Genomic DNA, 15,358 nt, shown 5'->3' on the forward strand with positions numbered 1-15,358 from the left:
TATTTACGTAATACGCTTTAGATTTATCACAATAAAAAAAGAAAGGATGAGTAAAATGTTCTCACAACCCATGCTTTTTTTAGCTGTTTTACTCGTAATTGGATTAGTGGCTAAAAATCAATCATTAATCATTGCAGTTGCATTTTTACTTATTTTAAAATTAATCGGGTTAGACGGTAAGGTTTTTCCGTTTCTACAATCAAAAGGAATTAATATTGGAGTAACGGTTATTACAATTGCCGTTCTTGTGCCAATTGCAACAGGAGACATAGGGTTCAAACAATTAGGAGAAGCTGTGAAATCTTCTTATGCTTGGATTGCTCTAGGAGCCGGAATTGCTGTAGCAATTATTGCCAAATATGGACTTACACTCTTGGAAGATGATCCGCATATTACGACCGCTTTAGTTTTTGGCACAATTCTTGCTGTGGCGCTGTTTCAAGGGGTAGCAGTAGGTCCGTTAATCGGTGCTGGAATCGCTTATTTATTTATGAAATTAACTGAACTTTTTTCGTAGAAATTTTTGTATAATAATAATTTTTTTAAAATTTCTTCTCTCTTTTGATTCACAAAAGTCAGATAATTGTTTATAATATATTTTGAGGCCGCATCTTTTTACATACAATTGTATGTTTTACCTATAGGGCTGTAACAAAGCAATGACACATGCAGATGTTTTGATTTTGTGTGTTATTGAAACAAATGGAAATGTAAGCATTTTCTTTACGTGGGGTGAAGGAATGTTCTTCCAAGATATATATTCAAAAGAGGCGCTTCGTATATCATTTAATGTCTAGTTGAGCAGAGGCTCAATTTTGTTTTTCACGTTTTACACAGAAAGGTATGGGGAATTTTTTCTGTAAAGGAGTGGAGATTTATGACAGCAACTCGAGGTCTAGAAGGGGTAGTCGCTACAACGTCAGCAGTAAGTTCAATTATTGATGACACTTTAACATATCAAGGCTACAATATTGATGATTTAGCGAATTATGCAACATTTGAAGAAGTGGTGTATTTACTATGGCACGGAAAATTACCTAACAAAGAAGAATTATCTGTGTTTTCTAGATTACTAGCAGAAAACGCTAAATTACCCCAAGAAGTCTTAGATCATTTCAAAACTTATCCAATTCAAGATGTTCATCCAATGGCAGCTTTAAGAACAGTCGTATCACTATTGGGGTTGTACGATCCTGAAGCTGATTTAATGGATGAAGAAGCAAATTATCGCAAAGCTGTTCGTTTGCAAGCACAATTACCAACGGTGGTAACGGCTTTTTCAAGAGTCCGTAACGGATTAGAGCCAATTGAACCAAACGAAAACTATAGCATTGCCGCTAACTTTTTATATATGTTAACCGGCGAAGAGCCAACTGATATCCAAGTAGAGGCATTTGATAAGGCACTTGTCTTACACGCTGACCATGAGCTAAATGCTTCAACTTTTACAGCTCGTGTCTGTGTGGCAACATTATCTGATATTTATTCAGGAATTACAGCCGCTATTGGAGCGTTAAAGGGTCCTCTTCACGGGGGAGCGAATGAAGCTGTTATGAAAATGTTGTCTGACATTCAAACAGTTGAAAACGCAGAACCTTACATTCGCGAAAAGCTCGCGAAGAAAGAAAAGATTATGGGATTTGGACATCGTGTGTATCAGCAGGGTGATCCTCGTGCCAAGCACTTGAAAGAAATGTCTGAAAAACTTACAAAACAAGCAGGAGATACAACGCTATACGATATGTCAGTGAAAATTGAGAAAATCGTAACAGGCGAGAAAAAGCTTCCGCCAAACGTTGATTTCTATTCAGCTTCTGTATACCACAGCTTAGGTATTGATCACGATTTATTTACTCCGATTTTTGCCGTAAGCCGCGTATCAGGATGGATTGCTCACATTTTAGAGCAGTATTCAAACAATCGTTTGATTCGTCCAAGAGCTGATTATATCGGTCCTGGAAAACAAACGTACATTCCGCTTGAAGAGCGCAGCTAAACAATGTGACGAAGGTGCTCACGTTCGTTGAGCACTTTTCCATAAGTGAAAGTAGACAATTTTTTAAGGAGGTCATTCTCATGACAAAAGGTGAACAAATTTCTGTAGCAAACGGCGTTTTAAACGTACCAAATAACCCAATTATTCCATTTATCGAAGGTGACGGAATTGGTCCGGATATCTGGGCAGCAGCTTCCCGCGTATTAGAAGCAGCAGTTGCAAAAGCATACAATGGTGAAAAAGAAATCGTTTGGAAAGAAGTATTAGCAGGTGAAAAAGCATTTAATCAAACTGGCGAATGGTTACCGGAAGAAACGTTAGATGCAATTCGCGAATACATAATTGCAATCAAAGGACCATTAACGACACCAGTAGGCGGTGGAATTCGTTCTCTAAACGTGGCATTGCGTCAAGAATTAGACTTATTCACATGCTTACGTCCTGTTCGCTACTTTGACGGCGTACCTTCTCCAATTAAGCGCCCAGAAGATACAGATATGGTTATCTTCCGTGAAAATACTGAAGATATTTATGCTGGTATTGAATATGCGAAGGGTTCTGAAGAAGTACAAAAACTTGTTTCATTCCTACAAACGGAATTAGGCGTAAATAAAATCCGTTTCCCTGAAACTTCTGGATTAGGTATTAAGCCTATTTCTTCTGAAGGAACGGAGCGTCTTGTGCGTGCAGCAATCAACTATGCGATTGAACAGGGCCGCAAGTCTGTTACGCTTGTACACAAAGGTAACATTATGAAATATACAGAAGGCGCATTTAAAAATTGGGGCTATGAGCTAGCTGAAAAAGAATTCGGCGATAAAGTATTTACTTGGGCTCAATATGACCGCATCGTTGAAAAAGAAGGTGCACAAGCTGCAAACAAAGCTCAAGCAGAAGCGGAAGCAGCAGGAAAAATTATTGTAAAAGATTCTATTGCAGATATCTTCTTACAACAAATTTTAACTCGTCCACGTGAATTTGATGTAGTAGCAACAATGAACTTAAATGGAGATTACATTTCAGATGCATTAGCAGCACAAGTTGGCGGTATCGGAATTGCTCCAGGAGCAAACATCAACTATGAAACTGGACATGCTATCTTTGAAGCAACTCACGGTACAGCACCTAAATATGCTGGTTTAGATAAAGTAAACCCATCTTCTGTATTATTATCAGGTGTGTTAATGCTTGAACACCTTGGCTGGAATGAAGCAGCGGATTTAATCATGAAATCAATGGAAAAAACAATTGCTTCAAAAGTAGTAACATATGATTTCGCACGTTTAATGGACGGCGCAACAGAAGTGAAGTGTTCAGAGTTTGCTGATGAATTAATTAGCAATCTAGGAAAACAAGTAACAGTTTAATAGCTATTCATTTAGGGGAGGAATTATAATGGCAAATATGCGTAAAAAAGTATCTGTTATCGGAGCGGGCTTTACGGGAGCTACAACTGCTTTTTTAATTGGTCAAAAAGAATTAGCTGATGTTGTATTAGTTGATATTCCGCAATTAGAAAATCCAGCTAAAGGTAAAGCGCTGGATATGTTAGAAGCAAGTCCTGTACAAGGCTTTGACGCTAACATTACAGGAACAGCCAACTACGAAGACACAGCTGATTCTGACATTGTCATTATTACAGCTGGTATCGCGCGTAAGCCAGGTATGAGTCGCGATGATTTAGTCACAACGAACCAAAAAATTATGAAGTCTGTTACTCAAGAAGTTGTTAAATACTCGCCAAACTGTCACATTATCGTGTTAACAAACCCGGTAGATGCTATGACGTACACAGTATTTAAAGAATCTGGTTTTCCTAAAAACCGCGTAATCGGTCAATCAGGCGTATTAGATTCTGCACGTTTCCGTACGTTCGTAGCGCAGGAGTTAAACATTTCAGTGAAAGATATCACAGGTTTTGTACTTGGTGGACATGGCGACGATATGGTACCTCTTGTACGCTACTCATATGCTGGCGGTATTCCTCTTGAAACGCTTATTCCAAAAGCGCGTCTTGAAGCAATTGTTGAAAGAACACGCAAAGGCGGCGGCGAGATCGTTAACTTATTAGGCAACGGAAGTGCGTACTACGCTCCTGCTGCTTCTTTAGTGGAAATGACAGAAGCGATCTTAAAAGATCAGCGTCGTATTTTACCAGCGATTGCTTACCTAGAGGGTGAATATGGTTATAACGGCATCTACTTAGGTGTTCCGACCGTATTAGGAGCTGCAGGAATTGAGCAAGTAATTGAATTAGAACTTACTGATTCTGAAAAAGCTGCGTTAGATCAATCAGCAAAATCAGTCAAAACTGTCATGGGTGTATTAGCTTAATACAATAAAGTAGGTTTGAGTATAGGTTTTTATAGATATTCAAACAATAGTCACAAGGAAAATTCGAGGGAAACCTCGAATTTTTCTTGTATATAAAGAAAAACTATTACTTTATACAAAAGGTGGAATGATGATGGTATTAGGTAAAAAACAAAAAATAGGTCGAAGTATTGAAGATATAAAAGTTGGAGAAAAATTAACGCTAACTGAACGAATTGAAGATAAAGATATCTTATTGTACTTAGGGCTGACAAATGATTCTAACCCTTTATACATTCAGCATGATTATGCATCTCAGACACCTTTTAAGAAACCTATTGTGCCAAGCATTATGATTACCGGTATTATGACAGCAGCCATTTCAAAGTACTTGCCCGGACCTGGAAGCCATGTTGCAGAACATACGGTTGCCTTTCCCAAAAAAATTCATCATTATAGTACGATTGAATTTTTATTTGAAGTCACAGAGGTAGATGTTTCTTCTAAAACTGTTACGATTGAAGTAGAAGCGGTCAATGAACAAAAAGAGAAAGTAGTAACGGCTCGGTTTCTTGTGTATCCGCCGCTTAGACTTCCATCAGTAGAGACACATGACTTTGAAAATTTTTAAAACGCCCTAAATATTGATAAATATAGAAGAAGCTCTTTAGCCATATTTTCTGAAAATGTTGAAATGTATTGGAGAACGAGGCTAAAACATTGTATGATAAGAGAAGATAAATAGAAAATAATATCATTTGGGTGAAGCTGCGGTTTAATTTAACTAGATGGAGGCTTATATCGTTAATATGAGTAAGAAATTATTAGTCGTAGATGATGAACAATCAATTTCAACATTATTACAATATAATTTACAACAAGCTGGCTTTACAGTAGAAACAGCTGAAGACGGGGAAGAAGGATACAACAAGGCATTAGAAGGAAAACCTGATTTAATTGTGTTAGACTTGATGCTTCCTAAAATGGATGGAATTGAAGTTTGTAAAAAGCTTCGTCAGCAAAAAGTGATGACGCCTATTTTAATGTTAACTGCAAAAGACGATGAGTTTGACAAGGTATTAGGGCTAGAACTTGGCGCAGATGACTACATGACGAAACCATTTAGTCCTCGAGAAGTAGTAGCCCGTGTAAAAGCCATTTTACGCAGAACACAAATTATTGCTCAGGAAAATGAACAGGAGGAAGATGGCGAACGCATCATGATTGGTGATTTAAAAATTCTTCCAGATCATTATGAGGCCTACTTTAATCAAGAGCAGCTTGAGCTTACTCCGAAAGAATTCGAGTTATTATTATATTTGGCAAAATACAAAGGACGGGTATTAACTCGTGATCCAGCTGCTGAGTGCAGTGTGGAATTATGATTTTGCCGGAGATACGCGAATTGTAGATGTGCACATCAGCCATCTGCGTGAGAAAATTGAACATAATACGCGAAAACCGGTTTATATAAAAACGATTAGAGGATTAGGATATAAGCTGGAGGAACCAAAGGTAGATGAATAAATTTCGTTCAAGGCTACTTTTGGCTCTATTAGTACTTATTATTATTGTATTAGTAGGTCTTGGCCTGCTGCTGGGGCAGTTGTTTAAAAACTTTTATTTTCAAACGTTTCAAGAGCGAATGGAAAAAGAAGCAAAGCTTGTGGAAATGTACATTAGTGAAGAAGGCATCACAAGTCCTGCTTTAAAATCTAAAGTTGATCAAATCAGTCATTCGCTAAGTGTACGAACGACTGTCGTTCAAAAAGATGGAAAAATATTAGTTGACTCAAATCCAGGTAGCAAGCAGCAAAGAATCGAAAAAAGTATTGTAATCCAACAAGTATTAAAAAAGCAGTTAAACAGCAAAAAAAGCTTTGATCAAATTAAAGAAGATTACGACTTATATTACTATGGTATCCCGCTTATTATAGAAGGTAAGCAAGAGGGATTTGTTGTTTTGAGTACATCGTTTGATTCATTAAAACAAGTAAATCAGCAAATCTGGGGGCTTCTTATTGGAAGCTTAGGTCTAGCTTTGATTGTGATTTTACTCTTAGGTGTAAAGATTATGGGGCGCTATACCCGTCCTATTGAATCGGCAACCAAGGTGGCTATGGAACTTGCAAAAGGGAATTATAAAGCTCGTACATATGAAGATTATGTAGATGAAACAGGGATGCTGAGTCAGTCTATTAACGCACTTGCTCGTAATCTGCAAGAGTCTATCACTAATCAAGAAATGCAGCAGGACAGGCTGCGCACCCTAATTGAAAATATGGGAAGCGGTATGCTTCTTATCGATAGTCGAGGCTATATAAACTTAGTGAATCGAGCTTATAAAGAGCAGTTTCATATACATCCGGACGATTTCCTTTATCACTTGTATTATGAGGTATTTGAGCACAAAGAAATCATTAAACTTGTGGAAAAAATATTTATGACCGAAGTAAAGGTTCGAAAACAAGTCGTTTTGCCTTTAAATATTGAACGAAGATATTTTGATGTTTACGGAGCGCCGATTATTGGCTTAAACGATGAATGGAAAGGCATTGTGCTTGTTTTCCATGATATTACCGAGCTGAAAAAACTAGAACAAGTGCGCCGTGACTTTGTAGCGAATGTGTCTCATGAACTAAAAACGCCTATTACGTCCATTAAAGGGTTTAGTGAGACATTGTTAGACGGTGCCATGGAAATCCAAAGCTGCGAGAGCAGTTTCTATCTATTATTCTAACGGAAAGCCAGCGCATGGAGAGCCTGATTCAAGATCTTTTGGATTTATCTAAAGTTGAACAGCAAGGTTTTAAACTAAGCATTCATTCAGTAGATTTGAATACCCTTCTCTATGAGGTCATAACAGTGCTATCGAACCGAGCGAATGAAAAAGAAATCACTCTAACGTTAGATACGCTTCCTGAAGAAGCGTGGATTGATGGTGACAGTCAGCGCCTTATGCAAGTGTTCGTTAACTTGATTGGCAATGCGCTCATGTATACAATGCCTGGAGGAACCGTTCACGTTTCGCTTGAAGAGGAAGAAGAAACGATTACGGTTCATGTTCAAGATACAGGTATCGGTATTGATTCTGATGAAATTTCACGTATTTTTGAGCGTTTTTACAGAGTAGATAAAGCAAGAAGCCGCAATTCCGGAGGAACAGGTCTTGGATTAGCAATTGTTAAACATCTTGTTGAAGCTCATAAAGGGGAAATTGAAGTGAAAAGTGAAGTCAATAAAGGGACAACTTTTTCGGTGAAGCTGCACAAGTATTTGCCGCAGATGTAAAATGTTTACGTTCCTTTTACAATTTATTTAATGTAGCTTAATAATTAATTGATACAATTTTTCATGGAAACCCCTTCATCCAAGGAGCCAATATGTAAGGCGAAAATAGCTTTAACCGTGCTATTTTCGCCGATTCTTTTTGACAATTTCTATCCATTCACATGCTACACCGCCTAAAATAACTAGGTGGTGTTTTTTATTTTATGATGTATAGATCTTATCACCATATGAAAATAAAACGTTGAATTCAAGAGTACTTTTTGTCCTTAAAGCTTATTGTTTGCTAAAATAAAGGTAAGATAAGAAGAGAGCGAAATGGAGGAACATGAATGACACAAAAACTAGTATTAATTGACGGGAATAGTATTGCCTACCGTGCATTTTTTGCTTTGCCGCTTTTAAACAATGATAAAGGAATACATACAAATGCCATATACGGCTTTACTACAATGCTGACACGTATTTTAGAGGAAGAGAAGCCAACGCATTTACTGGTGGCTTTTGATGCAGGGAAAACAACGTTTCGTCACAAAACATTTACAGAATATAAAGGAGGCAGACAAAAGACGCCTCCTGAACTTTCAGAGCAGTTTCCCTTTATTCGTGAGTTATTAGATGCATATGGAATTAAGCGCTATGAACTGCCTGAGTACGAAGCAGATGATATTATCGGTACACTTTCAAAACAAGCAGAACAAAAAGGAATGGCCGTGAAAGTCATTTCCGGTGATAAAGATTTACTTCAGCTTGTGTCAGAGCATGTAACCGTAGATATTACGAGAAAAGGAATTACGGATGTGGATTCCTATACGCCTGCAGCCATTGATGAAAAATATGGAATCACGGCTGCGCAAATCATTGATATGAAGGGTCTTATGGGAGACAGCTCAGATAATATTCCAGGCGTGCCCGGAGTTGGAGAAAAAACAGCCTTAAAGTTATTAAAAGAGTTTGAAACCGTTGAAAATGTATTGCAATCTATCGATCAAGTCAGCGGTAAAAAATTAAAAGAAAAGCTAGAAGATAATCGTGAATCAGCCATCATGAGTAAAAAGCTTGCAACTATTTATTGCGAAGCGCCTCTTGAAGTATCTGTAGAAGATGCGAAATATGACGGGTTTGAATCTTCAAAGGTCATCTCTTTATTTAAAGAGCTTGGGTTTAATTCTCTGCTTGCTAAATTTGGTGAATCAGCAGAAGAGGAAGCAGATTTTGAAGAACTGACGTTTGAAATAGTGCAGGAAGTTCACGATGATATGTTAACAAGCGAAGCAGCTCTGATCGTAGAAGGTTATGAAGAAAACTATCATCACAATCAGCTGCTCGGTTTTGGAATCAGCAACAAAAACGGCCACTATTTTATTGATAAAGACACAGCTCTTTCATCTTCCAAGTTTACAGCATGGCTAGAAGATGAAGATGTAAAAAAGACGGTATTTAATGGAAAACGTACGATTGTATCGTTAAAATGGGCGGGGCATGAAATTAAAGGAATTGAACATGATGTAATGATTGCTTCTTACATCTTAAATCCCGCTGAAGCAAATGATGACCTAGCGACAATTGCAAAATTAAAAGGATATCATCAAGTGCAATCAGATGAAGCGGTGTATGGAAAAGGAGCTAAGCGAAGCATTGCGGAAGCTGCTCAGCTAGCTGAGCATGTTATAAGAAAAGCAGCCGCCGTAGCTTATTTAAAAGAAGTGTTGGAAAAAGAATTGGTTGAAAATGAACAGTTTGAGCTGTTTGAAAAGCTTGAAATGCCTCTTGCCATTGTCCTTGCCAATATGGAATATCAAGGGGTGAAAATTGATCGGGCGCGTTTGGATGAAATGGGCGAAGATCTTCGAGAACAGCTTGAAAAAATTGAAGCGAAAATCTACGAATACGCTGGACAAGAATTCAATATTAATTCACCAAAGCAGCTAGGAGTTGTTCTTTTTGAAAAAATGCAGCTTCCAGTCATAAAGAAAACAAAAACAGGCTATTCCACATCAGCTGATGTATTAGAGCAATTAGCTAGCGCCCATGATATTATCCCAGAGATTTTACAATACCGTCAGCTAGGAAAATTACAGTCTACGTATATCGAAGGGTTAAAAAAGGTTATTCATGAAAGCGATGGAAAAGTTCATACCCGCTTTAATCAAACGTTAACTCAAACGGGAAGGTTAAGCTCAGTAATCCTAACTTGCAAAACATCCCGATTCGTCTTGAAGAAGGTAAAAAAATAAGAGGTGCGTTCGTGCCTTCACAGCCTGATTGGTTAATATTTGCGGCGGATTATTCACAAATTGAGCTGCGCGTACTGGCTCATATTGCAAATGATGAAAAGCTAATTGATGCGTTTAAGCATGACTTAGATATTCATACGAAAACAGCGATGGATGTGTTCCACGTCGAAAGAGAAGAAGTAACGTCGAATATGCGCCGTCAGGCTAAAGCAGTTAATTTTGGAATCGTCTATGGCATCAGTGATTACGGTTTATCGCAAAGTTTAGGAATTACAAGAAAAGCAGCGGCTACTTTTATTGAACGCTATTTAAAAAGCTTCCCGGGTGTACAGGAGTATATGGATACGATTGTGCGCGATGCAAAAGAAAAGGGATACGTAACAACGCTCTTGCACCGCCGCCGTTACTTGCCTGAAATCACGAGCCGAAACTTTAACCTCCGCAGCTTCGCTGAGCGTACAGCTATGAATACGCCTATTCAAGGGACAGCAGCTGACATTATTAAAAAAGCAATGATTGAAATGGATAAGCGCTTAAAAGATGAAAATCTTCAGGCTAAGCTGCTGCTTCAAGTACACGATGAGCTGATTTTTGAAGCCCCAGAAGAAGAAATTAAAATTTTAGAGAAAATCGTACCAGAAGTAATGGAGCATGCTTTAGAGCTAGAAGTTCCGTTGAAAGTAGATTATTCTTACGGAAAGACTTGGTACGAAGCAAAGTAGTGGAAAAAGGATGTGACAAACGTGCCAGAATTACCAGAAGTTGAGACCGTCAGACGTACGTTGATTGAATTAGCCAGTGGTAAGACCATTGAGCGTGTAACCGTTAAATGGCCTAATATTATCAAACGTCCTGAGCAAGTTGAGCAGTTTTGTGACGCGCTTGTTGGACAAACCATTCGAGATGTTGAACGCAGAGGTAAGTTTTTGAAAATTGTACTCGATGATTATACGATGGTTTCTCATCTGCGTATGGAAGGAAAATATGCTCTCCATGAAAATGCAGACGAACCAGATAAGCATGTACACGTCTTTTTTCACTTCACCGACGGAACAGAATTACGATACCGGGATGTAAGGAAATTTGGTACCATGCACTTATTTAAAAAGGGAGAGGAAGATCTGTTTCCTCCTCTTATTGGCCTTGGACCTGAACCGTTTGACGAAACATTTAATCCAAGTCAGTTAAAAATGCGAATCGGCAAAACCTCTCGAAAAATCAAGCCGGTTTTACTCGATCAAAATGTCGTGGTTGGGCTAGGGAATATTTATGTAGATGAAGCACTATTTCGCGCAGGGATTCACCCTGAACGAGTGGCCAGCCAATTAACAGACGAAGAGTATGAAAAATTGTACGAAGAAATTGTAGCGACCCTTCAAGAAGCGGTGAAACAAGGGGGCAGCACAATTCGTACGTATGTAAACACACAGGGGCAAATAGGCATGTTTCAGCAGCAGCTTTACGTGTACGGAAGAAAAGGCGAATCCTGTAAAATTTGCGGTACCCCAATTGAAAAATTTGTTGTAGGCGGTAGAGGAACACATATCTGCCCAAATTGTCAGCCGGCTAAAAAATAACAATGGATGGGCTCCTTTCATATACTACGTATAGACAGAAAGGAAAGGAGTCCTCTCATCATGATAACATTTTCTTTACTTATTCTTGCTTTTGCCGTAAGTCTTGACAGCTTTAGCGTTGGCCTGACATACGGACTTCGAAAGGTGAAAATCCCGCTGAAATCCATTTTTATTATTTCATGTTGCTCAGCATTTTCTTTAATGTTTTCTATGTTTTTAGGAAAGGTACTTACGCATCTATTTTCAGTGGATGTACTAAATAAAGTAGGCGGAGGTATTCTTGTTCTACTTGGAATGTGGATTTTATACCAGTTTTTTTGTCCGGCAGATTCATCTCGAGTGAAAGAAGAAAAAACATTAGTGAAAATTGAAATTAAGTCAATTGGCTTAGTCATTAACGTATTGAAAAAACCAACGGCAGCAGATTTAGATAATTCAGGTTCCATCACTGGGATTGAAGCATTTATACTTGGAATTGCATTATCTCTTGATGCATTTGGAGCAGGGTTTGGAGCAGCTTTATTAGGTTATTCGCCGTATGCTTTAGCAATTGCTGTAGCTCTTATGAGTTCACTTTTTTTAAGTGCTGGCATACAGTTTGGCAAAGTTTTTTCACGTTTATCATGGATGAAAATGTTTTCCTTTTTACCGGGAGTTCTGCTTATTATTTTAGGTATTTTTAGATTTTAAATAAAGCGATAAAGGAGAGGCCAATGTCAATTGTAATTGGATTAACGGGCGGAATTGCTAGTGGAAAAAGTACGGTAACCGGAATGCTGAGAGATATTAATATTCCAGTAATCGATGCTGACCACATTGCAAAAGAAGTCGTCGAACCAGGAAAAGAAGCATATAACCAAATTGTAGAGACGTTCGGCCGTGCCATTCTTCACGAAAATGCGGAGATCAATCGAGCGGCTTTAGGGGAAATTGTGTTTTCTCAAGAGGAAGAACGTAAAAAGTTGAATGCAATTGTACACCCTGCGGTAAGAAAAGAAATGCTTTCTCAAAAGGAAAGGTATATCGAGGAAGGATACGATGCTGTGGTATTAGATATTCCGCTGCTGTTTGAAAGTGATTTGACGCATTTAGTCGACAAAGTAGTGGTTGTATATGTCGATGAGCCTGTGCAGCTAGAAAGGTTAAAATCTCGTAATGATCTCTCGACGAAAGATGCCTATGCACGTATCCACGCACAGCTGCCTTTGATTCAGAAAGTAGCCTTAGCCGATGCGGTGATCAATAACAACGGACCTGTAGAGGAAACAAAACAACAGCTTTTAAGTATATTAGCCCTATGGCTAGATTAAAGAGGCTTGGATAAACGTATGTTAGCTGAAGGGAAATCCGAACGAGCTTGATTCTTGAGGTAGAATCAAGCTCGTTCGGATTTTTTTATTGAGAATATTTACGAGCTTCTAAAAAAGAATGTGTTAAATATCTGTTCTCGCTATATACATATAGTAAAACTCAATTAAAATAATTTATTAAAAAAAATTAATATTATTCACTTTTTAAATATTTATGTTATACTATTCAATATAAAAAGTTAAATAGTATAACACATATAGAGAGGGGTATAGCCATGAAAGCACGTATTGCCATTAATGGTTTTGGGAGAATAGGAAGAATGGTTTTTCGCACAGCGATTATAGAGGAGAATTTAGATATTATTGCCATAAATGCATCTTATCCAGCAGAAACATTAGCACATTTAATCAAATATGACTCTATACACGGACCATTTAATGGAGATGTTAAATGTGATGATGATGCGCTAATTGTTAACGGTAAAAGAATCCAGCTATTAAATTCACGCGATCCGCTGAATTTGCCTTGGAAAGAGCTTGGGATTGATTTAGTCGTTGAAGCAACAGGGAAATTTAATTCAAGAGAAAAAGCGCAGTTACATATTGAAGCAGGTGCGAAAAAAGTTGTCTTAACGGCACCGGGTAAACAAGAAGATATTACTATTGTGATGGGCGTAAACGAACGAGAGTTTGATGTGAATCAGCATAACATTATCTCTAATGCCTCTTGTACGACAAATTGTCTAGCTCCAGTTGTCAAGGTGTTAGACGAAGCGTTCACAATTGAAAACGGTTTAATGACGACCGTTCACGCATATACAAATGATCAAAAGAATATTGATAACCCGCATAAAGACTTGCGAAGAGCCCGTGCGTGTGCTCAATCAATTATTCCTACAACAACTGGAGCAGCCAAGGCGCTTTCATTAGTTCTTCCTCATTTAAAAGGAAAGCTTCATGGAATGGCGCTGCGCGTTCCTACGCCGAACGTATCGCTTGTCGATTTAGTTGTGGATGTAAGGAAACCTGTGACGATGGAAGATGTTAATCTAGCGTTCATTAAAGCTGCTGAAGGACCATTAAAGAATATTTTAAATTTAACAATGGAACCACTCGTATCAATTGACTTTAATACAAATCCTCATTCAGCGATTGTAGATGGACTATCGACTATCGTAATGGAAGATCATAAAATTAAAGTGTTAGCTTGGTACGATAACGAGTGGGGCTACTCTCAGCGCGTAGTCGATTTGGTAAGATATATTGCTGCAGAAATGCGTAATGGATCAAAGATAAGAGTAAGCTAAGAAAGCTATAGATTGCTTTTAAAAAAAACAGGGAGCTATCGCCCTGTTTTTTTTGTTTTTATTCAAAAGAATAGGGAAAAGCAATAAGATAATCATGCAAAGGAGTGTTTCTTTTCCTCAATTTTAATAAAAAATGAATAGTCGTTTAGCAGCTTTTACACACTGTCTCACGAGAACACAGGGGTAATTTGTATAGGTCTATCTGCCGGAACAATCTTTAATAAAATCAAAACACGTATTGCAAAATAAATGTAAACAAAGTATACTATGTTTCGTGAACTTCTTGTGTACCTTTCGGTGATGTGGCTACTTAAAGGGTTAGGACCTCTTTGGACTAACTTTCCCCCGTGGTAGTTAACATGCTATATGGCGAAAGAACTTCATGTTTAACGATTAAAAATTGTTAAAGGGGGAAATATCATTATGGAAACAATGGGTCGTCATGTCATCTCAGAATTATGGGGATGCGATTTCGATAAGTTAAATGATATTGATTATATTGAAAAAACGTTTGTTGATGCAGCTTTAAAATCTGGTGCGGAAGTTCGCGAAGTAGCGTTCCATAAATTTGCACCTCAAGGTGTAAGTGGCGTTGTTATTATTTCAGAATCACATTTAACGATTCACAGCTTCCCAGAGCATGGTTATGCAAGTATCGATGTTTATACTTGTGGTCATTTAGATCCTACAATCGCAGCAGATTATATTGCAGATGCTCTAAGTGCACAGACACGTGAAACAATTGAATTACCACGTGGAATGGGTCCTGTTCAGGTAAAACAAACTAAAGCGAATGCACTTTAATAGTGTCGATTGATTACGTAAGTTAAGAGGTGTATTACACACCTCTTTTTAGTATATAAATTTTTAATATGCAAAAACAAAGGGGATAACAACATGGGGGTAGTACAAGTAGTTAAATCTTTATTTTCTAATCATGTAGAAACAAGCGATCGTCATTCAGATCCGACTCTAAAAACGCATTATTACAAAACAACGGCTGGGAATGCATTTAAGCAAGTTCATGAAATGTTGAAGCATATGCAAGGGATAGAGATACTTGCTGCGTATGAAGAGCGAGGAGAAATTAGCTTAAACGTTGTAAAAGGAAGAAAAGCTTTTGTTGTGATTACCATTATTAGCGTACGTCCTCTTGAAACCGCTATCGATTTTTCTGCTACAACAGAGTCAAAAGTGGTGCCAGTTGATTTTGGTTTTAGCAAAGAACTTGTACGTACGCTTTATAAGAGCTTTGATCAAAAACTTATTCCTCTTTCTTCGTAAGTTCCTTATCATTTTTGAATTTCAGGAAATAAAATGGGGAAATTCC

The 15,358-nt window shown here is 37.9% G+C and carries 11 protein-coding genes and 3 pseudogenes; all 14 read left to right on the forward strand.

Annotated features, from left to right (window positions below):
• The first annotated feature begins 55 nt into the window (after positions 1-55).
• On the forward strand, positions 56-517 hold the full coding sequence (locus tag ACXAE4_RS04065; RefSeq protein WP_013059446.1) for a DUF441 domain-containing protein: 462 nt from the start codon (positions 56-58) through the stop codon (positions 515-517).
• Positions 518-877: 360 nt separating this feature from the next.
• Positions 878-1,996, forward strand: coding sequence for a citrate synthase (citZ, locus tag ACXAE4_RS04070; protein ID WP_028411779.1), 1,119 nt, complete (start codon positions 878-880; stop codon positions 1,994-1,996).
• Between the two features lie 74 nt (positions 1,997-2,070).
• Positions 2,071-3,363, forward strand: a complete 1,293-nt coding sequence (icd, locus tag ACXAE4_RS04075; protein ID WP_255255780.1) for an NADP-dependent isocitrate dehydrogenase — start codon at positions 2,071-2,073, stop codon at positions 3,361-3,363.
• 28 nt (positions 3,364-3,391) lie between these two features.
• Positions 3,392-4,330, forward strand: coding sequence for a malate dehydrogenase (gene mdh, locus ACXAE4_RS04080; protein WP_013059443.1), 939 nt, complete (start codon positions 3,392-3,394; stop codon positions 4,328-4,330).
• 133 nt (positions 4,331-4,463) lie between these two features.
• Complete coding sequence (locus tag ACXAE4_RS04085; protein ID WP_028411778.1) at positions 4,464-4,940, forward strand: MaoC family dehydratase; 477 nt, start codon at positions 4,464-4,466, stop codon at positions 4,938-4,940.
• Between the two features lie 178 nt (positions 4,941-5,118).
• Positions 5,119-5,836, forward strand: a pseudogene (locus ACXAE4_RS04090) (response regulator).
• Positions 5,829-7,600 (forward strand): annotated as a pseudogene (gene pnpS, locus ACXAE4_RS04095) (two-component system histidine kinase PnpS). Before ACXAE4_RS04090 ends, pnpS begins: the two co-directional pseudogenes overlap by 8 nt.
• A 329-nt stretch (positions 7,601-7,929) precedes the next feature.
• Positions 7,930-10,487: pseudogene (gene polA / locus ACXAE4_RS04100) on the forward strand (DNA polymerase I); the annotation flags it as partial.
• A gap of 90 nt (positions 10,488-10,577) precedes the next feature.
• Positions 10,578-11,411 carry a DNA-formamidopyrimidine glycosylase gene (gene mutM, locus ACXAE4_RS04105; protein ID WP_028411775.1) on the forward strand — a complete coding sequence of 278 codons (834 nt, stop codon included), beginning with the start codon at positions 10,578-10,580 and terminating at the stop codon, positions 11,409-11,411.
• 60 nt (positions 11,412-11,471) lie between these two features.
• Complete coding sequence (gene ytaF / locus ACXAE4_RS04110) at positions 11,472-12,101, forward strand: sporulation membrane protein YtaF (RefSeq protein ID WP_033579623.1); 630 nt, start codon at positions 11,472-11,474, stop codon at positions 12,099-12,101.
• A gap of 23 nt (positions 12,102-12,124) precedes the next feature.
• The gene (coaE, locus tag ACXAE4_RS04115; RefSeq protein ID WP_098999237.1) at positions 12,125-12,721 is read left to right on the forward strand and encodes a dephospho-CoA kinase; all 597 of its coding nucleotides are present in this window, start codon (positions 12,125-12,127) and stop codon (positions 12,719-12,721) included.
• Positions 12,722-12,996: 275 nt separating this feature from the next.
• Positions 12,997-14,028: a glyceraldehyde-3-phosphate dehydrogenase gene (locus ACXAE4_RS04120; RefSeq protein WP_013059435.1), complete on the forward strand. Its 1,032-nt coding sequence runs from the start codon at positions 12,997-12,999 to the stop codon at positions 14,026-14,028.
• Between the two features lie 423 nt (positions 14,029-14,451).
• Entirely contained in the window at positions 14,452-14,832 is a 381-nt protein-coding gene (gene speD, locus ACXAE4_RS04125; protein ID WP_013059434.1) for an adenosylmethionine decarboxylase, read from the forward strand.
• 93 nt (positions 14,833-14,925) lie between these two features.
• Positions 14,926-15,312, forward strand: a complete 387-nt coding sequence (locus ACXAE4_RS04130) for a hypothetical protein (RefSeq protein WP_028411774.1) — start codon at positions 14,926-14,928, stop codon at positions 15,310-15,312.
• Positions 15,313-15,358 lie beyond the last annotated feature (46 nt).

The organism is Priestia sp. ABM2_011, assembly GCF_056158845.1.